This window comes from Methylobacterium sp. ap11 (assembly GCF_900110515.1).
In the GTDB taxonomy this organism is placed as follows: Bacteria; Pseudomonadota; Alphaproteobacteria; order Rhizobiales; family Beijerinckiaceae; genus Methylobacterium; species Methylobacterium ajmalii.
The window spans coordinates 26,324-50,093 of record NZ_FOEB01000029.1 but is presented as its reverse complement, the minus strand read 5'-3'; the positions used below and the strand labels follow the sequence as shown (position 1 = coordinate 50,093).

Below are 23,770 nucleotides of genomic sequence, written 5' to 3'. Positions count from 1 at the left end.
ACCCGCTGAGCCCATGCCGAACGAAATCGATGTTCCGTGCTGGGACGATCGACGCTGTGCCTGTCGCTCCGAGTGGCTGCAGGCAATGCTCACGAGAATCGCGCTGAGGTATCGATCGAACTCCGTCACAACGGCATTCGCCGATTGGCTCGAATCCCGCTGCGTTTCGCGGTTCTGCCGAAACGCTCGATCGAGCATCGCCTCAACCCCGAGAGCGGGAGCCCGGGGCTGTGCCGGTGGTGATAGCTCAGCTCCGGGCTTTCGCGCCGTGAGCTGCCCTGCTGATCGCGATCCAGAGGCAGGCTCCCCGGTGTTCACAGCCTCGGCGTAACTCGTTTTAGATTCTTCCTTTATGGGTTTGGTGGGCGCAGATTCCTGCGCCCCCGTTTCGTGCAGGGACGTGACCGGTGCGCCGGCGCATTTGAAGCGCGGCGGTTCGATGGCTTCGGTCAGACGGATCGGGGTCGCGCCGGTCTTCGGGTCGACAGCGCCGCGGACGATAAACCCGGCCTTTTCCAAGGCGGCGTAGTGAGCCTGGACGGTTCGCTGCGCGATCCCGAGGTCACTGGCGACGAGGCAGGTCTGTTTCTTGAAAATACGAAGCTTCCCGCAGCGCGCGATCAGATACAGGAGCGTCGTGCGTGCGCCCGGCGACACGAGTTGGCTGATGAATGGGTCGAGTGCGTGCCTGCGGACGTAGCGGATGCCGACGATCCGGGTGCTTCTGGTGCGTTTCTCAGGCGAAGACCGTCGACCGCGCGGCTTCACGCGCGTGTCGCCGAAGCGCGAGGGGATCCCGTCGAACACTCCGCGGACCGCACACCGGACGGCAGCGACACTTTCGTGCTCGAAGGCACTGACCTCGTCCTCAGTGCAGCGTCCGGCCTCAAGCTCCTTGTAAAGCGTTTGACGCCAGAGATTGTGGGTCCACGCTTCTTCCGGAAGCTCGTTCAGCAGCCGAAGCAGCTCTGGCTTGAAGGCCTGGGAGATGAGCACTGTGTCCGCTCCGAAGACGGATTGATCGTCTTGAACGCATCGGGTGCCGGTTCGTCGTTCGATAGAAAGCACTTCGCATGAGGTTTTCGGGGCGCTTCGTAAGGTATTCGGGGCGTATTGCAGTTCACGACTTAAGACGCTGAGTTTTTTGGGGCGTGATGTGAGGTTTTCGAGGCGTGATGATGCGCCGTCGGCGAACCGATTCGGGTGACGATCGGTGGGGAAATGACGAGTGGGTGGACCGATACTTGGCGTGTGAGGTGCGTGCGGCCTGCTCGCAGGTTACGAAAGCCGGTACCGGGCGCGGTCTCGCGCTCCGACCGCCTCGGTCGTGGCCCGTGGATGCCGAACGCTCTCGCAAGCTGAGGTTTTCGGGGCGAGGTCGTGTCCTCGGCGGGGCGCCGACGACGATGGTTTCGCCGCCTGACAGAACTGCCGCGACCGAGGTTTTCGGGGCGCGGCGGTCGGCGTGACAAGGACGTCCGTGCCTCGCCGCAAGGCCGGGGAAAACGCCAGCAATGTCAGCGATCTGGCCGGATACCGCGGATCGCGCCCGAAATGACTCAGGCCAGCCAGCCTGATCGCGCCCCGAATACCTCAAGGGTATGACGGGACCGATAGTGCCCGATCTACCTCAGAGACCCCTGGCTTCAGCGGTTTGACGAAGTGGGCGGTGATCCGGTTGTTCCGACCGTGAAAAGCTCGTCACACTCTGTCCTGGTGTCCTACCAGGCGTCATCGCTGCGGCATGACCATCGCGCCCGAAATACCCCAGCCGTGGCAGGGCGCCGGCGGCCAGCCCTCGGCATCGCTGGCACACATCGGCAGCGCCCCGGATCACCCCAACTTCGTATGGCGCTGCCGATCGCGCCCCGAATTCCTCACCCTCGGTCCCCGATCGCGCCCTGAATACCTCGGTGAAAAACATGCATAACGACCGGCTGTAGGACATTTGGCTTTGACTCGGCGGATGTCCCCCGATCCATTCAGTCTCGGAGGTTTGATCCGATGAGCCTGAGTCGTGTTCCCGCCAAGCGAGCCAAGAACGGTCCGGACGCAGAGCAACCGGCCCAGTTCGCGTTTCTCGACAGCCCGTCCGGTCGGATGACGAAGAGCTTCGGCTTGTGGGATCTGACACCTTGGCAGGTGATCTATACGAGCGCCGAGCTGCGGCAGGGTAATTATCTTGCATCGGTCGAGCGGACGTTCGAAGCGAGAGGGCATACCTATCGTCTCACGCTGAACCCCGCTCGTATCAATCGCAACGGCGTCAAGGTCGAAGAGTATCCCGGCGAACGCGAACACCTGATAGAACTTGCGATCCGAAAGATTGCCATCCAGCAGCGCAAACTTAATCTTGAAGTCAGTGACAAAGACGTCGTGGCCATTAATTTGCAATTTTACGATCTCTATAAAGAACTGCAATCCACAGGACACACTTTCGGATATAAGGAAATTGAGGAAGCCCTCGTCATCCTCAACACTGCCAAGGTAACTATTCAACGTACCGATTACGATGGCGACGGGGAACCTTGGGACCTCATGCTGGGGTCCGCGATCCTGCCCGTCATGAGATTGCGAAAGGCTGGAGCTGCGAACAAGGAGGAGCGCTCTTCCGTATATATCCAGGTCAACCCGCTCCTGGCTGAGGCGATACGCAACCTCGATTTTCATGACTTAAATTACGAAACGTTAATGTCGTTAAAGCCAGTGTCGCGGTACATCTACAAGCGGCTACAGCACGCCTTCGTCTTCGGCGAGAACAACGGATCGCCGACGCTGACGTTGGCAGCGTCGGCCGTGCGCGATGCTTGCGGGCTCAACTACTCCCGGTCTCGCAAGCTGTTCGAGGTGCTTGCAACCTGCTTCGAGGATTTGAAGCGAATGAAGCTGATCGAATCGGTTACGGAAGAGGGAGTTTTCCAGGGCGAAGGTAAGCGGCGCTCTAAAATCGACGCGATGTATTGCATCCTTCCAAGTGCCGATTTTGCCGCGCAGGCCCTTCAAGCTCAGATGAACGTAGTGCGTAATATCGAGGCATTCGAGGTCATCAGCGGCGGTAAGCGTCCCAGCCAGGGATGGATCCAGTCGGCCGATGACCCCAAGCAGGTCCGCGCCAGTCTGCGTACGAAGCGGACAAATCCTGCGGCGCAGACGTCACTTCCTCTTCTCGAGCTCGTTGTCGCTGATCAGCCGACGACATAGATTTTTGTGCCGACGATAAAATTCGCACTGAACTTGTGTCGTGTGATGCACCTTTGAGATCGGACTGCTGGGTGCAGTCTGCGCGGCAGGCGTCATAACTCACGGGTAATTGTTGGTGTGGGCGTTCGTGCTCCCACCCGATTCGGGATGGGGTGATAATGTCGATCAGACGGGCGAAGAGCGTCGCCTTGGTCCTGAGCGCGGCGTTGGCGATGACGGTGCGCACATCCGCCTTGTCTCGGGCGGCCTACATCCCCCGATAGCCGTTCGTCATCTTGCGCTGGACTACCGCTGGCCGCGTTTCGCGCTCGCAGCGTTGTTGGTCTCCACGGTCTCTGTCTGGGGATGGTAGTCGGAGGTCAGGAGTTGGTTGCGCGCCATACATGCGGGTCTGGAGCGCCCGGTCCAGATCACACCTCTCTGGACCTTTCAGGAATGCGTCGAGGTTCCACTGCAACTCGCGCCGCTTGCGCGCCGGGTCGAGGCCGCCAGTTCGGTGAGCCCGCGGGCCAGCCCAAAGGCCTTGTAGAGCCATTCACTCGAGGCGCTGGGCGATCAGGTCGTCTCCCGCCGCGACCGCATAGGCCACGTCGCGGGCGAGGTGCGCCCGGCAGGTCTGTTGACGCTCGCCGTTCCCCCGCTGAACTAAGTATCTGCCGGATGTCCGCACCGCGGGCCGATGCCTGGCCATTGATCAGCCCCCATCGGAGTGCTCCGCTATGAGGTATGGCTTTGAGCTGATGGAGGGCGGACGCGATAGTAACCAAGAAGCACAAGTCGGAAGAGGTCGTGGTCAAGCTGCGGCAAGTGAACGTGCCAGCCTCTTAAGGCCAAAACATGGCTAATCCGATCCTATGAACCAGCGCCGAAGCGAATTCCATCTACTATTTTACTTGTATCATTGATTTAAATTCAGGCGCCCACTCCTGGTCTAGCCTGGGTCCCAATTCGACGTTGATCCACATCGAGGCGATGCCGGGACCAATTATCTCCGCGCCGATCACGGTGGCGCAACCTCCCGATGGTGTGGCGTCGGTCATCGCGTGCGTAGCGGCGCCCGAACCCCATGAGCCTGGTCGCGACGAGGGCCAGCCCGAGGGCGATCGGACGCTCCGAGAGCCCGCCGATAAGGTTGCCGTCGGTGATCAGCAGCCATTGCCGCAGCAAGCGCTCGAAGGTCTGGCCGAGGACGAAGGCGAAAATCCTAGCCGACAGGTCGTAATGCCCGCGCCACAAACGCCCATCACGCCATCGGGGCGCTGATGCCGTACTTCCCGGTCAACCAACGCCTTCACCAAGCGATCGTCGACGGCGCAGGCAACCCGGTCCTGTCGCGGCTCTATGCGATCGAGAGCCGGCGCATCCACCGCTACCGCTTCGCCGGCAACCTCGAGCCGGTCCGGTAGGCTGAGGCCGTGCGCGAGCACGAGGACACCCTATAGGCGCTAACGGTGCGCAACGGACCGCCCATGCGTGTGATCCCGCGGGCCCATCTCGGCAAAGGCGGTCAGGTCGCACGAACGATGCTGCAGTTCGAACTGACCGAAGCCCCCTCCCTGGCAATGTGGCGTCGGCGGTGAGGACCATCGCACGCGCCTACCTGACACGTGCAACCAATCATATTCCTGTATGCAGCATTATTGCATGCAGGTGGCTTCAGTGGCATGACGGACCCGTGGCGCTCAGCCGTTGCGGCGGCTAGTTTCGTCGTAGCCGGCGAGAGGCACCGCCCCGGTCGTGCGAGCCGAGCTGCCGGCCGATCCTCGTTTCTCGACGCATCACGACAGGCCGGACATGGATTACGCGAGCGCTCCCTTCTGGATAGCGGTCCTGCAGGTCGTCTGGATCGACATCCTGCTCTCGGGCGACAACGCCGTGGTGATCGCGATGGCGTGCCGCTCCCTGCCCGAGCGCCAGCGGCGCATCGGCATCCTGCTCGGGGCCGGGACCGCAGTCGCCCTGCGCATCGCGTTCGCCCTCGCCGTGTCGACCCTGCTCGGCGTGCCGTTCCTGCGTATCCTCGGCGGGGTCCTGCTGTTGTGGATTGCCGTCAAGCTGGTGACGGGCGAGGATGAGGAGGCCCACGATCTCGAGCCGAGCCAGACGCTCTGGAGGGCCGTGAGGACGATCGCGATCGCCGATGCGGTGATGAGCCTCGACAACGTGGTGGCGATCGCCGCGGCGTCGAAGGGTCATCCCGAGCTGTTTGTGATCGGCCTGCTGCTATCGATCCCGCTCATCGTGACGGGGGCCTCGCTGATCACTGCGCTTATCCAGCGGTTCCCGGCGGTGATCTGGGCCGGTGCCGGCCTGCTGGGCTGGATCGCCGGGGAGATGATCGTCACCGACCCGCTTATCGCGGGCCGAGTCGCGGCCTTCCCGAACCTCGCCCATTACGGTGCCGCAGCGGCCGGAGCGGTCCTGGTCGTGCTTCTGGGCGCCGTGCTGGCGCGCCGGCGACCCGAGAGCGCCGCGGCGGCGGAAACGGCGGGCTGAGTCCCATTAGGTACAGCGTTTGCCAACAGTGTCGGGCGGTCGGTTCGGGCCGCCCGGGCTTTTCCGAGCGGGCGACCAGGCGGCCGCCCCCCTCGCTGCTCACAGCACGTCCTGCACCCTGTCCCAGGTCGCGTCGAGGTGGCGGGCGATGACCTCGGCGAGGCGGTCGGCATCGCGGGCCTCGAGGGCGGCGATCATCTCCTCGTGCTCGGCCACCGCGCCGGCCCACTTGCGAGGCTCCTCGTTGCCAACGAACCGGATCCGGCGCAGGCGCGACTGGATGCCCTCGTGGGTCGCCGCCAGGAAGGCGTTGCCGGACAGGGCCGCGATCGCCGCGTGGATCGCCTGGTTGCGCTTGTAGTATTCGAGCCTCTGGCGCGAGGCGTAGAAGGCCATCATCTCGTCGTGCAGCCGGCGCAAGGCCGCGATCTCGGCCTCGGTGGCGCGCCGGCAGGCGAGGCGCGCGGCGGTGGTCTCCAGAGCCGCCAGGACGTCCATCATATCGCGCACGTCCCGGGGTGTCAGGCGCCGGACCACCGCGCCTCGTCCCGGCACCAGCTCGATCAGCCCCTCGCTCGCCAGGAACTTCAGCGCCTCGCGTAAGGGAGTGCGCGACACGCCGAGTGCCTGCCCGAGCTGGCCCTCATGGATGCGCGTCTCCGGCGCGAGCTCGCCTTCGATGATGAGATCACGGATCTGTCCTACGAGGTCGTCGTGGAGGGTGCGCCGGCTGACCGGCACGACCTTCGCCAGATGTCCCGTATCCTCGCTGGTCACATCCATCGTCCGCCTCTCGACCCGTGCCCGTGTACCATAGCTGCATACACGGCTGCTATCTGCGTGCATGTGAGGTCCGCCACCGCTGCGGGAGGGCATCGGCATTCTGGTGCTCTGCAACCACACGCGGGATCGCACGCGCCAGCCTCAATTGCATCTTTTATTCCTGCATACAGGATACTTGCACGCGTGAGAGTACCGCGGTATTCCGAGATTGACAGCAGGAGCCATCATGTCCCCGTTGACATTCACCGCGCCGATCCTGGCCGTCGCGATCGGCGATCCGGCCGGCATCGGCCCCGAACTCGCCGCCAAGGCGGTGATGGATCCCGAGATCCGGGCTGCCGCCAGGCTCATCATCGTCGGTGACGCCCGCGTCCTGCAGCAGGGTGCCGCGCAAGCCGGCGTCACCCTCGACGTCGAGGTGCGGCAGCCGGGTCAGGATCTGACGCCCGGCAACCGCCCGGTGCTGCTCGACCTCGGACATCTCGACCCCGAGGCCATCACCCTCGGCAAGGCCCAGCGTGCGGGCGGCGCCTTTGCCCTTCGCAACCTCCGCGAGGCGATCCAACTGGCGGCCTCGGGCGAGGCCGATGCGGTCTGCTTCACGCCGTTCAACAAGGCGGCGATGCGGATGGAGCACCCGCCCTACGACGACGAGATCGGCTACACCGCCGAGGTGCTGGGCTTGGCCGACGTGCCGGCCAAGGAGTTCAACATCCTCGACGGGCTGTGGAACGCCCGCATCACCTCGCACGTGCCGCTCTCGGCCGTGGCCTCGCTCATCACCTACGATGCCGTGCTCGAGGGCCTGCGGCTCACCGACCGCTCGCTCAAGGACAGCGGTTTCCCCACGCCCCGCATTGCGGTAGCGGGCCTCAACCCGCATGCGGGCGACGGCGGCAATTTCGGCCATGAGGACGACGCGATTATCGCGCCCGCGGTCGAGGCCGCCAAGCGCGAGGGGATCGTCGCCGACGGACCGTTCCCGCCCGACACCGTGTTCGTGCGCGCCACCAAGGGGGCCTTCGACGCGGTGCTGACGATGTACCACGACCAGGGCCAGATCGCGATGAAGCTCATCGGCTTCGACCGCGGCGTGACCCTGCTCGGCGGCTTCCCGTTCCCGATCTGCACCCCCGCCCACGGCTCGGCCTACGACATCGCCGGCCAGGGCATCGCCGGCACCGGGGCGACACGCGCGGCCCTGCTGCTCGCCGCCAGGATGGGTGCGCAGCGGCGGGCGGGGGCTGCGGCGGCCTGAACCGCCCGAATATTGGACGGGGGCGCGCCGCCCCCTCCCCCCGAATCGACCAGTGCCGACAAGACCCGCCAACGGGCCGGCATCGACCTCATGGGAGGACACATCATGACGACTCGCGCAGCACGTCTTGCCGTCGCCGGGGCCCTTCTGGCTGCCGCATCCTTCGCGACCTCGGTCCAAGCCGACTGGAAGCCGTCGAAGACGATCGAGTTCGTCGTCACCGGTGGTCCGGGTGGGGGCACCGACCAGTTCGCCCGCACGGTCCAGGCCGCGATCACCAAGAACAAGCTCGCCGACGTCTCCCTCGTCGTCGTCAACAAGGGCGGCGGCTCGGGAGCGGAGGGCTTCATCCAGGGCAAGATGGCGGCCGGTGAGCCGCACAAGCTGATCTTCGGCACGTCCAACGAGTGGATGCTGCCGATGGTGGCCAAGCTCGCCTTCGCCCCCGCCGACCTGAAGCCCGTCGCCGCGATGGCCTTCGACGAGTTCATCCTATGGGGCAAGCCCGGAACCGCCGATGCCGCGGCCTTGCTCGCCTCCGCCAAGGCCGCCCCCGGCGACGTGAAGATGGGCGGCAGCCAGTCGAAGGACGTCGACCAGCTGCTCACTCGCCTCCTGGAGAAGGCGGCGTCCGTGAAGTTCATCTACGTGCCGTTCAAGAGCGGTAACGAGGCGGCGGTGCAGCTCTCCGGTGGCCACATCGACGCCAACACCAACAATCCGAGCGAGAGCGTCGGCCAGTGGAAGGCCGGTACGGTGCGGCCGCTCTGCGTCTTCAGCCCCAAGCGCATGGCAGCCGGCGCGAAGGTCACTGCAACCGAGGGCTGGGGCGACGTGCCGACCTGCCGCGAGGCCGGCCTACCCCTCGAGGAGTACCGGATGCCCAGGACCGTGTTCACGCCGGCTCGCGTCCCGGACGAGGTCACGGCTTACTACGTCGCCCTTCTCGAGAAGGTGCGGGCGACGCCCGAGTGGCGCGACTACATCGAGCGGACCGCCCAGACCGACCGGTTCCTCGACGCCAAGGCGCTTGCAGGCTTCATCACCGCCGACGAGGCGCGGATGCGGGCGACCTTCAAGGACGAAGGCTGGCTGGTTAACTGAGCAGAGGAGCCGTGTTTCCCGCCGGAGATGTCCCATGAACCTCGGTGAACATCCGCTCGTCTCGCGCGCCACGGCCGAAGTCGCGACCGCCGCGATCCTGTTCTGCATCGGCGCCGCGATCGTCGTCGGCGCCCTGGAATTCCAGATCGGCTGGGACGAGAACGGTCCCCAGCCCGGCTACTTCCCGTTCCGCGTCGGGCTCGTGGTGATGCTCGGCGCCCTCGGCTCCGGCGCCACCGCGCTCCTGCACCGGGAGTGGCGCGGCACGGTCTGGCTCACGAACGTCCAATTCCGGCGGGTCGCCTCGTTCTTCGGTCCGGTCGTCGCCTTCGTGGCCCTGGCGAGCGTGCTCGGCCTCTACGCCGCGATGGCGCTCTACCTCGTCTTCACCACCCGCTTCCAGGGCGGTTACGGCTGGGCGAAATCGCTCGGTATCGGGCTCGGTACCGCGGTCGCGTTCTTCGTCCTGTTCGAGTTCCTGTTCGGGCAGCCGCTCCTCAAGGGCCCGATCGAGAGCCTGCTCGGCTTCCACTGAGTCCGGCTCGCCCGGCCCCCGGGTTCCCGTCGGGAATCCCTCTGCGCCCTTTCCCGCCCAATCCGCCCTCGAAGGCACAAAGATGTCGAACATCGAATCCCTCATCCAGGGTTTCGGGGTGGCGTTCACCGCCTACCACCTCGCCCTGATGGTCTGCGGCGTCCTGCTCGGGATCCTGGTTGGGGTGCTACCCGGTCTCGGCGCCCCGAACGGCGTCACCCTGCTCCTGCCCCTGACCTTCTCGATGCAGCCGGTCTCGGCCATCATCCTGCTCGCCTCGATGTACTGGGGAGCGCTGTTCGGCGGTTCGACCACCTCGATCCTGTTCAACATCCCGGGCGAGCCGTCCTCGGTCGCGACGACCTTCGATGGCTACCCGATGGCCAAGCAGGGCCGGGCGACCGAGGCCTTGAGCTACGCGTTCCTGTCGGCCGGGTTCGGGGCGCTGGTCGGCGTCATCGTGATCACGGCCCTGTCGGGCTACGTCGCGCAATTCGCTCTGCGGTTCTCCTCGCCGGAATACTTCGCCGTCTACCTCCTCGCCTTCGCGAGCTTCGTCGGCCTCGCCGGCGCCTCGCCGTTCAAGACCCTGACGGCGATCGCGCTCGGCCTCGGCTTCGCCTCGATCGGCATGGATTCGGTCTCGGGCAGCCTGCGGCTGACTTTTGGGCTCAACGAGCTCCTGCGCGGCGTCAGCTTCCTCGTCGCGGTGATCGGGCTGTTCGGCATCGGCGAATTGCTGATCACAATGGAGGAGGGCCTGCGCTTCGACGGCGTGAAGGCGCGGGTCACGCTGGCCGGCACCCTGCGGGCGGCGGCCGACCTGCCGCGCTACTGGCTGGCACTGCTGCGCTCGGCGGTGATCGGGATCTGGATGGGAATCACCCCGGGCGGGCCGACCGCTGCCTCGTTCATGTCCTACGGCCTCGCCAAGCGGTTCTCGCGCCGGCGCGCGGGCTTCGGCCGCGGCGAGCCCGAGGGCGTGATCTCGCCCGAGACCGCCGACCACGCCGCCGGCTCCTCGGCGATGCTGCCGATGCTGGCCCTCGGCATCCCGGGCTCGGCGACCTCGGCGGTGATGATGGGTGGGCTGATGATCTGGGGCCTCACCCCCGGCCCGACCCTGTTCACCGACCAGCACGACTTCGTCTGGGGCCTGATCGCCTCGATGTATCTCGGCAACGTCGTCGCGGTGGTGCTGGTGCTGGCGACCGTGCCGCTCTTCGCCGCGATCCTGCGCATCCCGTTCGCGATCATCGGCCCGGTCATCATCGCGGTCTGCGTCATCGGCGCCTACACGGTAGCGGGTGCGACCTTCGATCTGTGGCTGATGCTGGCCTTCGGGATCGGTGGCTACGTGTTCAAGAAGCTCGACTATCCCCTGGCGCCGCTCGTCCTCGCGATGGTGCTCGGTGACAAGACCGAGGACGCATTCCGCCAGTCGATGATCCTGTCGCGCGGGTCGCTGTCGATCTTCTGGTCGAACCCGCTCGTCGGCACGCTGACGACGCTCGCCCTGTTGCTCGCCGCCTGGCCGCTGCTCACGCTCCTGGTCCAGCGCCTCGGCGGCGCCCGCCGCCTCGCCTGATCCCTCGGAACACGGACCCGATCGCCATGACCGACACGACCCCGCATAACCCTGCGACCGGGACGGGATCCGGGCGCCGCATCGCCTTCCTGGGCACCGGCCTGATGGGCGCGCCGATGGCCCGCAACATCCTGCGCGCCGGCTACCCCGTCACCGCCTGGAACCGCTCCCGCCCCAAGGCCGAGGCGCTCGTGGGCGCCGGGGTCGCCGGCAGCCCCGCGGAGGCGGTGCGCGAGGCCGACATCGTCGTCCTGATGCTGGAGAACGGCGGCATCGTCGAGGAGGTGCTGTTCGGCTCCGGCGCCGCGCAGGCAATTTCGCCGGCCGCCGTCGTCGTCGACATGAGCTCGATCAAGCCGGCGGAGGCGCAAGACCACGCCGCCCGCCTGGCCGAGCGCGGCATCGCCCACGTCGACGCGCCGGTCTCCGGCGGCACCGTCGGGGCCGAGGCCGGTACCCTCGCCATCATGGCGGGGGGCGAGACCGAGGCTTTCGCAAAGGCCGAGGCCGTGCTCGCCGCGATGGGCCGTCCGGTCCATGTCGGGCCGCACGGCGCAGGCCAGCTCGCCAAGCTCGCCAACCAGATCATCGTCGGGGTGACGATCGGCGCGGTCGCCGAGGCCCTGATGCTCGCCGCCCGCGGCGGCGCCGACCCGGCCAAGGTGCGCGAGGCCCTGCGCGGCGGCTTTGCCGAGAGCCGGATCCTCGACCTGCACGCCGAGCGGATGATCGCGCGGGACTTCACCACGCGGGGCCGCTCGGTCACCCACCTCAAGGACCTCGACAACGCGCTCGATGCCGGGCAGCGCCTCGCACTTGCTAAGACCCCCTACACCGAGCTCACCGCCGGGCTCTTCCGCGATCTGCTGGAGCATGCCGGCGACCTCGACCATTCCGGCCTGCTGGTCGAGTTGGAACGGCGCAACGACCCGGCCCAGGCTTGAGCCTTCCGACCGCCACCGACGAAACGGCCCCCGGATCCCCCGAGACGACCATGATGCACGACGACGACACGCCCCGCGATGGCCGGAAGCCCCTGCGCAGCCAGGCCTGGTTCGGCCGGCAGGACAAGATGGGGTTCTACTACCGCTCGTTCCTCAAGAACTCGGGGCAGCCGCACGACCGGTTCGAGGGCCGGCCGGTGATCGGCATCTGCAACACCTGGTCCGAGCTCAACCCCTGCAACCAGCACTTCCGGGCGCTCGCCGAACATGTCCGCTGGGGCGTGCTCGATGCCGGCGGCTACCCCCTCGAGTTCCCGGTCTCCTCGCTCGGCGAGGTCACCATGCGGCCGACCGCGATGCTGTTTCGCAACCTCGCGGCGATGGACGTCGAGGAGGCGATCCGGGCCCATCCCCTCGACGGCATCGTGCTGCTGATGGGCTGCGACAAGACCACCCCGGCGCTCCTGATGGGCGCGGCCTCGGCGGATCTCCCGACCATCGGCGTGTCGGGCGGGCCGCAGCTGCGCGGCGTCTATCGCGGCCAGCTGATCGGCTCGGGCACCAACATCATCTCGATGTCCGAGCAGCTGCGCGCCGGCGAGGTCACGCTGCGCGATTTCCACGAGGCCGAGGCCGGCATGAACCGCTCAGCCGGCTCCTGCATGACCATGGGCACCGCCTCCACCATGGCCTCGATGGTCGAGGCGCTCGGCGTCAGCCTGCCCGAGAACGCCGCGATCCCCGCCGCCGATGCCCGCCGGAGCCTGCTGGCGCGGCTGTCCGGCCGGCGCATCGTCGAGATGGTCAACGAGGACCTGACTCTGTCGAAGATCCTGACCCGCCAGGCCTTCGAGAACGCGATCCGCACGCTTGCCGCCATCGGCGGCTCGACCAACGCGGTGGTGCATCTCCTCGCCATCGCCGGGCGGATCGGGATCGACCTCACCCTCGACGACTTCGACAGGCTCGGGCGCGACGTGCACTGCCTCGTCGACCTGATGCCGTCCGGCCGCTTCCTGATGGAAGATTTCTACTATGCCGGCGGCCTGCCGGTGGTGCTGCGGGAGCTGAGCGAGCGCGGCCTCCTGCACAAGGACGCGCCGACCGTGAACGGTCGGCCGGTCGGGGAGAACGTCCAGTCGGCGGCCTGCTACAACCGCGAGGTCATCACGCCGTACGAGGCCCCGTTCAAAGCCGAGGCCGGCATCGCCATCCTCACCGGCAACCTCGCGCCGAACGGGGCCGTCATCAAGCCGTCGGCCGCCTCGCCGGAGCTGATGAACCATACCGGCCGGGCCGTGGTGTTCGAATCGGTCGAGGCGATGCACCGCGCGGTCAGCGACGAGGACCTCGACATCGACGCCTCCTGCGTGATGGTGCTCAAGCATTGCGGCCCGAAGGGCTATCCGGGCATGGCCGAGGTCGGCAACATGCCGATCCCCCAGAAGTTGCTGCGCCAGGGCGTGCGCGACATGGTGCGGATCTCCGACGCGCGAATGTCCGGCACCGCCTACGGCACCGTGGTGCTGCACGTCGCGCCCGAGGCCACAGCCGGCGGGCCACTCGCCTTCGTGCAGAATGGCGATCTCATCACCCTCGACGTCGCTGCCCGCTCGCTGCACCTGCATGTCGACGAGGCCGAGCTGGCGCGCCGGCGCGAGGCTTGGGTCCCCCCGGTGCCGCATGCCGAGCGCGGCTATGCCAAGCTCTACATCGACCACGTGCTGCAGGCCGATCGCGGCGCCGACCTCGACTTCCTGGTCGGCCGCACCGGCTCCCCGGTGCCGCGCGACAACCACTGAGAGAGCGACCATGACGATAGCTCCCCGCCCCTATCGCGGCGTCTTCCCCGTCGCCCCGACGATCTTCCACGAAGACGGCACCCTCGACCTCGACGGGCAGCGTCGGGCGATCGACTTCATGATCGAGGCCGGCTCGCACGGCCTGTGCATCCTCGCCAACTTCTCCGAGCAGTTCGTCCTCACCGATGCCGAGCGCGACGCGGTGATGACGGCGGTGCTGGAGCACGTCGCCGGGCGCGTGCCGGTGATCGTTACGACGACCCACTTCGCCACCCATATCTGCGCTGAGCGCTCGCGCCGGGCGCAAGACCTGGGCGCCGCCATGGTGATGATCATGCCGCCCTATCACGGGGCGACGATCCGGGTGACCGAGGCGGGAATCGAGCGGTTCTTCCAGGCGGTCTCCGACGCGATCTCGATCCCGATCATGATCCAGGACGCGCCGGTCTCCGGCACCACGCTGTCGGCCGCCTTCCTGGCGCGGCTCGCCCGCGAGGTCGAGAACGTCTCGTACTTCAAGATCGAGACCGCGCAGGCCGCGGCGAAGCTGCGGACCCTTCTCGAGCTCGGCGGCGACGCGATCGAGGGCCCGTGGGACGGCGAGGAGGCGATCACGCTGCTGGCCGACCTCGATGCCGGCGCGACGGGTGCGATGACCGGCGGCGGCTATCCGGACGGCATCCGCCAGATCCTCGATCCCTACCTCGCCGGGCGGCGCGACGAGGCGGTGCAGGCCTACGGCCGCTGGCTGCCGCTGATCAACTACGAGAACCGCCAGACCGGGCTCGCCGCGGCCAAGATCCTGATGAAGGAAGGCGGCATCATCCGCTCCGACGCGCTGCGCGCGCCCCTCGAACCGGTCCACCCGGCGACCCGAGAGGGTCTGATCGAACTCGCTCGCGAGCGCGATGCCCTTGTGCTGCGCTGGGGCCGCTCACGATCCCTCACGAAATGACCGGTGCCTACGAAGCCGTCCGCCGCCCTCCCCCGTATCTGCCGCCGAACCACATTCGGTCCTGGTGGTGGATGTAGAGCGTCGGCAGCAGGTCGCCGGTGCCGAGTCGGCACACGGCCGCATCCGACTTGGCCGAGAGGTCGAGTACGTCCTCCCGCGTTGGGATCGGTTGTCCCAGAGCCCCAAGGAGCGCTTCACGGTCCGTCTCATTCTTGACGGCCCACAGCTTCCATGAGCTGTCGACGGCGATTCCGAACGGCCAGCAGCCGACGTATAACTTGGGCGAGCCTGGACGGAACGCGGCATGTTGAACGGTCGGCAATCACGACTTCACAGGTTCGCATAGGTCAATCTTTGCGGTCCCACTAGGTCTCAAGGCTTATGGCCGCCAGCGAAGAGTGCTGTTTCCAGGATATCATGATCGATACTGGCACGTGCCGTGCGTGCTGCATCAGCATGATGTGGGCACGATCCAGCAATTGGTCGCGTGGAACTGCCTCACCAAGGCGATGTGTGGCATGCTCTTTAGCGAAAATCTTCGCGAGTTCGGCCACGAGCTCTGAGATCATTTCGAAGCTGTCGTCAGCCTCATGGGACGGAGGAATAGCGCCCATGGACGCGGTGGAGCATGTCAGGTTCTCGAAGTAGTGATGCTGGCGCCGTCTTCGTGGTAAAAAACGGAGAGCCCCGCCGGCCAGAGGCGCAGCGGGGCGATACCGTATCCATACGGCGAAGGACCCAACGCAACGCGGCCCGTGGCGCACCATGAATGAGCGTGGTTAGCAGATCCTCAAGCCGCACCGTGGATCGCCCCGGGTTTCCGTGGAGGCTCCAACTTCTGAGAGGATGGAGCCATGACGAAGCGAACGGCCCCGTTTTCCCTGAGGTGCGCGAGCGCGCGATGCGGATGGTGAACGACCATGAGGGCGAGCACGGCTCGCGGTCGTCGGCCGTTCAGTCGATTGCGGCCAAGATCGGCTGCTCGGGTGAGACACTGAGGAACTGGGTGCGCGAGTCAGATCGTGATCAAGGTGTGTGACCCGCACAGAAGACGTCGTGTTCCTTCAAGTGGTGCAGCTGACCGAAGGCGGGAGTTCCCGCCTGCGCACCCTCACGACGCTGTAGCGGGCGTGATCTCCCGCGGGGGTGGCCATCGGCAGTGACGGGTTAGGATCGGGTTGCCGACACCCACCCCGAACTCAGGAGACCCCGATGACCGATGCCGTTATGAGCCTGCGGGCGCTGGCTGAGACGAGTGCGCACGTAGACGTTCTGCGCGAGGTGATCGGCTTTGCCGCGCAACGTCTGATGGGACGGGAGGTGGGTGGTCTGACCGGCGAGGCCCACGGCGAGAAGAACCTGGAGCAGTCGAGTTGCAGGTCCCGAAGCTCCGGACGGGGAGCTACTTCCCGAGCTTCCTGCAGTAGCGCCGCATGACCGAGAAGGCGCTCACGGCGGTGATCCGAGAGGCCTCCGTCCACGACATCTCGACCCCGCACGGTCGACGACCTGGTCCGGGCCATGGGTGGGACGGGCATCGCCAAGATCTAGGTCAGTCGGCTGTGCCAGGAGATCAATGACCGCGTGAACGCCTTCCTGAAATGGCCGATCGAAGGCGAGTAGCCCTACCTTTGAATCGACGCCACCTACGTGAAGGTGCGCCAGAACCACCGTATCGTCTCGGTCGCCGTCACCGTGGCGGTCGGCGTCAGCACGGGTGGACGACGCGAGGTGCTGGGTCTCGACATCGGTCCATCCGAGGCGGAGACCCCGGATCAAGTCCGGGGCAAGCTCTTCTGGACCTATTTTCTCCGCAAGCTGGCCCGGCGAGGCCTGCGCGGGGTCGAGCTGGTGATCTCGGACGCTCACGAGGGCATCAAGCCGTCGGTCGCCACGATGATGACCGCCTCCTGGCAACGATGCTGGGTGCATTTCATGCGCAACGTGCTGGCCCATGCCGGCCGCTCGGGCCGGCGCGTCGTCTCGGCCTTCATCGCCACCGCCTTCGCCCAGAAGAACGCCGAGGCCGCCCGCCTGCAGTGGCGGCGGGTCGCCGGTCAGCTCCGGCCCAAGGTTCCGAAGCTAGCCGCCCTGATGGACGCTGCAGAGACTGATGTCCTGGCCTACACGGGCTTTCCAGCGACGCATCGCGCCAAGCTGTACTCGACCAACCCGTTGGAGCGCCTCAACGGCGAGATCAAGCGGCGCGCCAAGGTCGTCGCCATCTGCCCCGACGAGCCTGCAATCTGCAGGCCCGAAGGAGCGATTCTGCTGGAGTAGAACGACGAGAGGGCCGTGCAGCGTTGCCGCATCAAGATACTGGAAAGCATCGCCCGGATCGGCGATGATCCCCTCGTCAGCCTACCAAACCTCGCAGTCCGGCCCGGCCGGTCATCGTGGTGGACCACACCAAGCTAAACCACGCCCTGGGACACGACCTGGTTGCTCCCGCGAATCCATTGAGGTCGGGCGGCTGATCAACAGGTGCCGGCTGGGCCGCCTATCGCCTGAAATCAGGTTATCTACCGCCTTGCCATCCCCAGACGTCATACGAATTGGCTCGATACGGCGCGTGGTTGCGGCGTGGTTCGACGTTCGAGCCCCTCTCGTCCGACCGACGAGCCCGCCTAGGGAATCGGTGGTGTGATGGGAGATTCCGCAGCTCGACGGCGCCGCGGGCATCGCCGAGTGGGCTACCGACGCGCGAGAGCGCTCTGACGTACCGCCCCAACGTCCCGAGCCGCGAGAATCCACACGATCGCAGCAGGCACGGAGAGAGCTTTTTGACAGCCGTGCAGATCGCCAAATAATGCTGTTGGATGAACGCCTTATTGGGATCGAGCCTCGACGCGGGGCCCAATCCCAGCGTTAACCACTCATCAACCGAAAAATCATTGCCGCAACCTGAGAATCGCACATAATAACGCTTGGAACGGGCGTAGCCTGGAAAAAGCGTTACTCGGGAACCATTGCGGATGGATATGTCGGCGCCATCAGAGGGAATGGAGGTTGCCAACTTCCATGACACCATCCTGCGTCAGGGTGGTCTTATCTCCGACAAGTTGAGCATGCTCCGGATGGAGCATTATCCACCTAACGCCACCAAGGGGCTCCGGCCCTTCTCGTTGGCGGAGGTTGCGTATTTTCTGGGCGTTACGCCGTCGAACATCAAGAAGCTTCACCTCGAAGGCAAGGGTCCCATCCCGGCGACCTCGCCGTCCGGGCGGCGCTCATACACCGCCGACCAGATGCTCGAGCTCAGAAAATACCTTGATCGTCACGGACGATCCGACCTCAAGCAATACGTGCCCCACCGCCGGGCTGGCGAGAAGATGCAGATCATCTCGGCGGTCAACTTCAAGGGTGGCAGCGGCAAGACGACGACGGCAGCGCACCTGGCTCAGTTCCTCGCCCTTACGGGCCATCGCGTTCTGGCGATCGATCTCGATCCGCAGGCTTCTCTCTCGGCTCTGCACGGCATCCAGCCGGAACTCGACAAGGCTCCGTCCATCTACGAGGCCCTGCGCTACGACGACAAGAAGCTCCCGCTGTCGGAGATCATCCGGCCGACCAACTTCCCCGGTCTCGACATCGTTCCCGCTAGCCTGGACCTGCAGGAATACGAGTACGACACGCCGCTGGCAGCCTCGAACAGGAACGCCGAAGGCCGGACGTTCTTCACGCGCATCTCCAGCGCGCTGAAGGAGGTCGATGACCGCTACGACGTGGTCGTCATCGATTGTCCGCCGCAACTCGGCTACCTCACGCTGACTGCGCTGACGGCCTCGACCTCCGTGCTCGTCACCATCCACCCTCAGATGCTCGACGTGATGTCGATGAGCCAGTTCCTATTGATGCTCGGCGGGATTCTGAAGTCGATCGCGGATGCTGGAGCTACCGTGAATCTCAAGTGGTTCCGCTACCTCGTGACCCGCTACGAGCCGACGGATGGTCCGCAAGCCCAAATGGTCGGGTTCATGCACGTCCTGTTTCCGAAGAACATGCTGACGCATCAGATGGTGAAGTCCACCGCGATCTCGGATGCGGGGATCACCAACCAGTCCCTGTACGAGGTCGATCGCAGCCAGATGATCCGATCGACTTATGATCGCGCCTTGGAAGCGGTCAACGCCGTCAACGAAGAGATCGCCAGTCTCATCCATCAAGCCTGGGGGAGGCGGGTTTGACAGCCGTGCAGAACGCCGAATTTCACTGGCCTACCAGGCGGATAGGGGCCTGACGCGATGCGCAAGAACCTTCTCGCCAACGTGCTCGGAGCCCCGATCGGGGAGCCCAGTACCGACTTCACCCGGCGCGGCGCCGCCCGGTCGATGACGCGGTCGATCGAGGAGATGGCCGAGAACACCAAGCGCATGGCCGATGGCGAGGCGATCGTCAGCCTCGATACCGCGCTGGTCGACGATTCCTTCGTTGCCGATCGCCTCGATCAGGATGACGAGGACTACGTCCGGCTGCGCGATGCGATCGCCGAGCACGGCCAGTCTACCCCGATTCTGGTCCGCCCCCACCCGAACCGGGAGGGGCGGTTCATGATCGTCTACGGACACCGCCGCGTTCGCGCGGCGCGCGAACTCGGGCGTGACGTGCGGGCGGTCGTGAAGTCCATCGAGGACATTGCCCACATCGTCGCGCAGGGACAGGAGAACGCTGCCCGCGCCGACCTGTCCTTCATCGAGAAGGCGCTGTTCGCCAAGAAGCTGCTTGGCATGGGTCAGTCCAAGGCGACGATCAAGGCGGCCCTCGCGATCGACGACACGCTCCTGTCCCGGATGCTGTCGGTGGCCGAGACCGTGCCGGCTGGCATCATCGATGCCGTCGGTGCCGCCAAAGGCGTCGGACGTGATCGATGGGAAGAGCTGAAGAAGCTGGTAGCCGTTCCGGCGAAAGCCGAGATCGCGTTCGACGCGATCCTATCAGAAGAGTTCCTGGCGAAGGATGGCCCGGAACGCTTCAGCCATCTCCTCGCGGCGATCAAGGCGGGTCGCCGAGCACCGGGTCGCCGACAGATCTCGCAGCAGACATCCTACTGGGCCCCACCCGGCAAGGCCGTCGAAGCGACGTGCCGCCGCTCCGGCAAGACATTCAGCCTGTCCCTGACATCCAGGGATGCCGGGGAGTTCGGCGAATATATTTCGTCCCACCTGGAACAGCTTTACGGCGCGTTCCTGGAGGCGAAGACCCGCAACGTCCAGGGAGACTGACGCGACCCGCGCACCACCGGCTGGGTAATCTCGCCCAGCCGGCTTCAATCAAAGAGCACGCAAAGAGCACGCGGCAAAAAGAAAAAGCCTCCCAGAACGTTTGTCCCGTAAGACCTTCTCGGGTTCGGCGACGAGAGAACCGCACTTCCGTCCATGGCCGTCACGCGTCGGACGCCGTTCCAGCGAGCAGATTTCCTTTGCCTGATGACAGCAAGGAACATGGCATGCCCACCGGGCAGTGGACGGTCCTGCTTGGCCAGGCGACGGCACGAGCGAACGCGCACGCATGCTCGTTCGCCCGCTCGCGAGCTAGGCGGACCCCCGACGATCCGGCTCCTCATTGAAGGAACGCCCGATATCCCGCGCCGTGAAACGCTGATCCTGCCGAGGATCGATGCGCCACCGCATGGTCACCCGTTTCCTCCACCGGTCCGTGCGTCCTCGCGGCCTCTCCTTCACCGTCGGTACCCGGCCGAGCGCGAGACCCTGCCGGGCTCGTGTCCTGAACGTTCCCGGCAACGCGTTCGGGGGAGGGGCCGATGATCCATCAGGCCACCTCCTCGCTGGTGCGCGATTATCACCTGCGCGCTGCGGCCAAGATCTCCGGGGACGGTCGGCGGCCGGTGCTCGACACCCTCAATGCGCACCCGATCCAGGCTTACGGCGCCGGTCAGCTTCTCGACGAGCACGTCGAGGAGGTCTTCCAGGCGGTCTACGCGCGGCGCACGCGCATGGCGGCAGCAGCCGCCCTACACCAGGTCAAGACCGGGGCCGGGTCGGCCAAGGGCTGCGTGACGCCGCTCGGCGCCTTCGCGTCCGACCGGCTCGCAGCGCTCGGCAACGCCCGGCCCGGCTCCCTACCGGCGCAGCCACCACTCGCCGAGATCGTCGCTCCTCGGGGCAAGGCATCCCCCACGCCGTGTTCTGGACCTCGGCGACGCCTGACCCTCGCTGAGCGGGCAACAAGCCAGCCCGCCGCCCGGCGGCGTTAGTGCACCTCACAAAACTCCCGCCGCGATGTCGCCACCACAGCGAGCCGAGGCGGTGATCGGGAGTTTTGTGAGAGACACTTAATACACTGGCCATCGGCTACCGTGGCCGGCCACCGTCAAACAGAATTTCCATCCGGCCGAACTCAGCGCGATCGGCGTCATCTTCCGGGAGATCCGCGAGCACGAACTCTGCGAGCTTGCCCTCGGCACGATCGCGGCCAGGGCCAAGCGCTGCAGCCGCACCGTCCAGACGGCGATCCGCTGGGCGGCCCATCGTGGCTATCTCGCGATCGAGGAGCGCGTGAAGGGAACTCACGTCATCCGGATCGCCAGCGACGCCATCCGGGCTTGGCTGGCCACATCGGCACGATCAGCGTCAAAAAGTTCATAATAAGAAGAAAACCGTAATGTCCCTGCCAAGGTGGCAACCGGTCACCAGGACCAACGACCTCCGAAGGAGAACGCCACCCCGGATCCGATCGACGAGCCGCCGCGACCAGCCTGCAGGCCGCATTCGAGCGCGCAGACACCGACCACTGGCAGGGATGGGGACGAATCGGGCGCCGACGCGCCTCTGCCGACGCGCCTCGATGCCACCATCTCCCGAAGGCGTGAAAAAATTGCGTCCCGCCGGGGCCCACGGCCGCCAGGGGAGGGGCGGCCCACCGTCGTCGTGATCTGCCGTGTGCCTCGTCCGCGGTGAGCCGGACAGGTTCGCGTCGGACGCCTCCAGATCTCGGCGGGACCGGCCGCGTTGGCTTATCGTGCGGTGCGGCTTGGCGGTTCGCTGGCCGGTCGCCTCTCCAAGTCCCGACGTAACGCCGGCCGCGTTGCGCCTCTCTGGCTCGACGAGATTCGACCGGAGGTGTCTCGCGCCGGGCCGTTCCCCCGCGGCTTGCCGGATGCCCGATTGTCCATGCTTGGGACCTCGCCGGCCGGCGGGGGAGCTTGCCGATGATCCGGGCCGCCCGGCTGTCGCTCAAGACCGGTCATCACGATCGATGAGGCACCCCCGTCCCCTGAGGCGACGCGTTCCCCCGGTCCCGCGGCCGCGGCGTAGGCGGGGCCCCCATCCAGGGCAAATGGGGCACGAGAGCGTGTCGTCGGGCGCGACCATGCTGCTGCGCCGCCACGCTTGGCCGGGAGAAGGGGAGGGTGGTCTCGAGCCAAGCGCCGCGGCGCTACCGCCTCGATCTTATCGACGAGGATGGCCGATGCGGCTGCCGGCAGGAGGCGAGCGGGGCCTGGACAGTCCGGCGAGACCTTCGCACCGATCCGCGCCGTCACTGCCGGAAGCGACCGTGACGGGAGCCAGCCATCGGGCATCAGGGCAGCACTGTCGCCGACTCCACTCGCTCGCGGATATGCCGCTACGGCATACCAGTACATCATTGCTGCATTTGCTGAACGCAGTGGCACGGAGCGAAATGCGGAGGGCGATTTACCCCTGCCAGGAGTTCAAGGCTTGCCTCCCGCCACCCTTCAACTCGCCCGGACTTTCAGTGCCCTGACCTGGGCCGAGGTGCCCGAGCCCGTGCGCCGCGAGACCGAGCGCCTCCTTCTCGACACCCTCGGATGCCTTCTGGCGGGTGCCGACACCGAAATCGGGCCGATCGCCCGTAATGTCGGATTGGCCCTCGGTGGCGGCATCCCCGTCTTCGTCGCCGGCGGAGCCGATCTCGGGCTCCTCGGAGCGATCTACGCCAACGCGCGCCTCGCGAATGCCCTCGATCTCGACGAGACCTTTCCAGTCGGCGCTCATTTCGGGATCGGTGCGGTTGCATCCGCCCTCGGTCTGGCCGAAGCGCAAAAGCAGTCCGGCGCGGCGTTCCTGACCGCGATTCTAACCGGCTACGAGCTCGGGGCCAGGCTCGCAAGCCAGATCGGCCCGGTGATCGAGATCACGGACGGGCGAGTCACGGGTTTTCCGGTGATCTGGGGCGTCGCCGCGCCGGTCGTCCTGGCGGCAGCCGGCGCGGCGGCGCGGCTCCTGGCGCAGGACCCCGACACGTTCGCCCAGACACTCGGCGTGGCCGGTGCCAACACGCCGATTCCTGCCGGAGCGCACTGGGCCGCCGCAGTCGACCTGCCGAACGCGAAGTACTGCGATGCGGGCTGGTGCGCCGTCACCGGGGCCGGAGCCGCACTGGCGGTCGAGGCGGGCACCACGGGGTTCCCATCCATTCTCGATGGGCCAAGCGGGCTGGCGCGCGTCTCGGGCGCGGTCTCGCCCGGCGTGGCGCACCTGACCGAGGGGTTGGGCGAGCGCTGGCTCATCGCCGACATCACCTACAAGCCCTGGCCGAGCTGTCGGTTCACCCATCCGGTTCTCACCGCCCTCGGAGCGATCCTCGCAAACGAGCGTCCTGCCGTCGACGGCATTACGGCGATCGTGGTCGAGACGGGGCCGCTCAACGGCTCGGCCCGGTTCACGCTCGCCACGCCCCGTACGTTCGCCAGCCGGCAATTCAGCTTCCCCCACCTCGTGGCGATGCAGCTCCTCGCCGTGCCGCCGGGGCCGGCTTGGAGCGATCCGCGCTGGGTGGAGGATCCCGTCGCGACCGCACTGCGCGCCAAGGTCAGCTTCGTGTCCCATCCCCGAGGCGAGGACTTCGTGCACAGCCTCACCCGCAACCAGATGCGCACGCTCCCGGGCGGCATCCAGCTCCACCTCGCCGACGGACGTGTCCTGCGGGCCGAGAGCGACACTGCGCAAGGCGACCCCTGGGACCCGGGGACCCTCCTGTCGGACGAGATGCTCGCTGCAAAGGTCCGTGGTCTCGTCCCCGGCCCGGCCGAGCCGTTGATCGAGGCGGTGGAGGGTCTCTCCCGTGCGCCCTCGGTCGGGCCGCTGATCGCTGCCCTCAAGGCCGCCGGCGAGAGGCAGTGA

The 23,770-nt window shown here is 66.3% G+C and carries 15 protein-coding genes and 3 pseudogenes; 17 read left to right on the top strand and 1 reads right to left on the bottom strand.

Features of this window, described 5'->3' with window-relative positions; genetic code table 11:
- Nucleotides 1-528 precede the first annotated feature (528 nt).
- The 4 genes and pseudogenes from BMX97_RS32445 to BMX97_RS28200 all read left to right on the top strand — a co-directional run bounded on the left by BMX97_RS32445 (nucleotide 529) and on the right by BMX97_RS28200 (nucleotide 5,697).
- Nucleotides 529-1,077, top strand: coding sequence for a hypothetical protein (locus tag BMX97_RS32445; RefSeq protein WP_143074733.1), 549 nt, complete (start codon nucleotides 529-531; stop codon nucleotides 1,075-1,077).
- A gap of 927 nt (nucleotides 1,078-2,004) precedes the next feature.
- Nucleotides 2,005-3,201: a hypothetical protein gene (locus BMX97_RS32440; protein ID WP_143074732.1), complete on the top strand. Its 1,197-nt coding sequence runs from the start codon at nucleotides 2,005-2,007 to the stop codon at nucleotides 3,199-3,201.
- A gap of 1,241 nt (nucleotides 3,202-4,442) precedes the next feature.
- A pseudogene (locus BMX97_RS32435) lies at nucleotides 4,443-4,607 on the top strand (GntR family transcriptional regulator); the annotation flags it as partial.
- Between the two features lie 388 nt (nucleotides 4,608-4,995).
- Nucleotides 4,996-5,697: a TerC family protein gene (locus BMX97_RS28200; RefSeq protein WP_091754485.1), complete on the top strand. Its 702-nt coding sequence runs from the start codon at nucleotides 4,996-4,998 to the stop codon at nucleotides 5,695-5,697.
- A 99-nt stretch (nucleotides 5,698-5,796) separates the two neighbouring features.
- Here the strand turns inward: BMX97_RS28200 and BMX97_RS28195 are convergent, their stop codons facing one another.
- The gene (locus BMX97_RS28195) at nucleotides 5,797-6,480 is read right to left on the bottom strand and encodes a GntR family transcriptional regulator (RefSeq protein WP_091754484.1); all 684 of its coding nucleotides are present in this window, start codon (nucleotides 6,478-6,480) and stop codon (nucleotides 5,797-5,799) included.
- Nucleotides 6,481-6,706: 226 nt separating this feature from the next.
- On the opposite strand from BMX97_RS28195, the gene BMX97_RS28190 reads away from it, so the two are divergent.
- The 13 genes and pseudogenes from BMX97_RS28190 (at nucleotide 6,707) to BMX97_RS28135 (ending at nucleotide 23,770) form a co-directional block, all read left to right on the top strand.
- Nucleotides 6,707-7,738, top strand: a complete 1,032-nt coding sequence (locus BMX97_RS28190) for a 4-hydroxythreonine-4-phosphate dehydrogenase PdxA (RefSeq protein ID WP_091754483.1) — start codon at nucleotides 6,707-6,709, stop codon at nucleotides 7,736-7,738.
- 105 nt (nucleotides 7,739-7,843) lie between these two features.
- Entirely contained in the window at nucleotides 7,844-8,842 is a 999-nt protein-coding gene (locus tag BMX97_RS28185) for a tripartite tricarboxylate transporter substrate binding protein (RefSeq protein ID WP_091754482.1), read from the top strand.
- Nucleotides 8,843-8,876: 34 nt separating this feature from the next.
- Nucleotides 8,877-9,377 (top strand): tripartite tricarboxylate transporter TctB family protein, encoded by a 501-nt coding sequence (locus BMX97_RS28180; protein ID WP_091754481.1) that lies wholly within the window; start codon nucleotides 8,877-8,879, stop codon nucleotides 9,375-9,377.
- Between the two features lie 82 nt (nucleotides 9,378-9,459).
- Nucleotides 9,460-10,965 (top strand): tripartite tricarboxylate transporter permease, encoded by a 1,506-nt coding sequence (locus BMX97_RS28175; RefSeq protein WP_091754480.1) that lies wholly within the window; start codon nucleotides 9,460-9,462, stop codon nucleotides 10,963-10,965.
- A 26-nt stretch (nucleotides 10,966-10,991) separates the two neighbouring features.
- Nucleotides 10,992-11,909 carry an NAD(P)-dependent oxidoreductase gene (locus BMX97_RS28170; RefSeq protein ID WP_091754479.1) on the top strand — a complete coding sequence of 306 codons (918 nt, stop codon included), beginning with the start codon at nucleotides 10,992-10,994 and terminating at the stop codon, nucleotides 11,907-11,909.
- A 53-nt stretch (nucleotides 11,910-11,962) separates the two neighbouring features.
- Nucleotides 11,963-13,711 carry an IlvD/Edd family dehydratase gene (locus BMX97_RS28165; protein WP_091754512.1) on the top strand — a complete coding sequence of 583 codons (1,749 nt, stop codon included), beginning with the start codon at nucleotides 11,963-11,965 and terminating at the stop codon, nucleotides 13,709-13,711.
- Between the two features lie 10 nt (nucleotides 13,712-13,721).
- Nucleotides 13,722-14,666, top strand: coding sequence for a dihydrodipicolinate synthase family protein (locus BMX97_RS28160; protein WP_091754478.1), 945 nt, complete (start codon nucleotides 13,722-13,724; stop codon nucleotides 14,664-14,666).
- Nucleotides 14,667-15,520: 854 nt separating this feature from the next.
- Nucleotides 15,521-15,699, top strand: a pseudogene (locus tag BMX97_RS32430) (IS3 family transposase); the annotation flags it as partial.
- A gap of 179 nt (nucleotides 15,700-15,878) precedes the next feature.
- Nucleotides 15,879-17,084: pseudogene (locus BMX97_RS28155) on the top strand (IS256 family transposase).
- Nucleotides 17,085-17,647: 563 nt separating this feature from the next.
- A complete protein-coding gene (gene repA, locus BMX97_RS28150; RefSeq protein ID WP_091754511.1) occupies nucleotides 17,648-18,853 on the top strand; it encodes a plasmid partitioning protein RepA in 1,206 nt (401 codons plus the stop codon).
- A 57-nt stretch (nucleotides 18,854-18,910) separates the two neighbouring features.
- The gene (gene repB, locus BMX97_RS28145; protein ID WP_091754477.1) at nucleotides 18,911-19,888 is read left to right on the top strand and encodes a plasmid partitioning protein RepB; all 978 of its coding nucleotides are present in this window, start codon (nucleotides 18,911-18,913) and stop codon (nucleotides 19,886-19,888) included.
- A 539-nt stretch (nucleotides 19,889-20,427) separates the two neighbouring features.
- A complete protein-coding gene (locus BMX97_RS28140) occupies nucleotides 20,428-20,880 on the top strand; it encodes a hypothetical protein (RefSeq protein ID WP_091754476.1) in 453 nt (150 codons plus the stop codon).
- A gap of 1,207 nt (nucleotides 20,881-22,087) precedes the next feature.
- Complete coding sequence (locus tag BMX97_RS28135) at nucleotides 22,088-23,770, top strand: MmgE/PrpD family protein (protein ID WP_091754475.1); 1,683 nt, start codon at nucleotides 22,088-22,090, stop codon at nucleotides 23,768-23,770.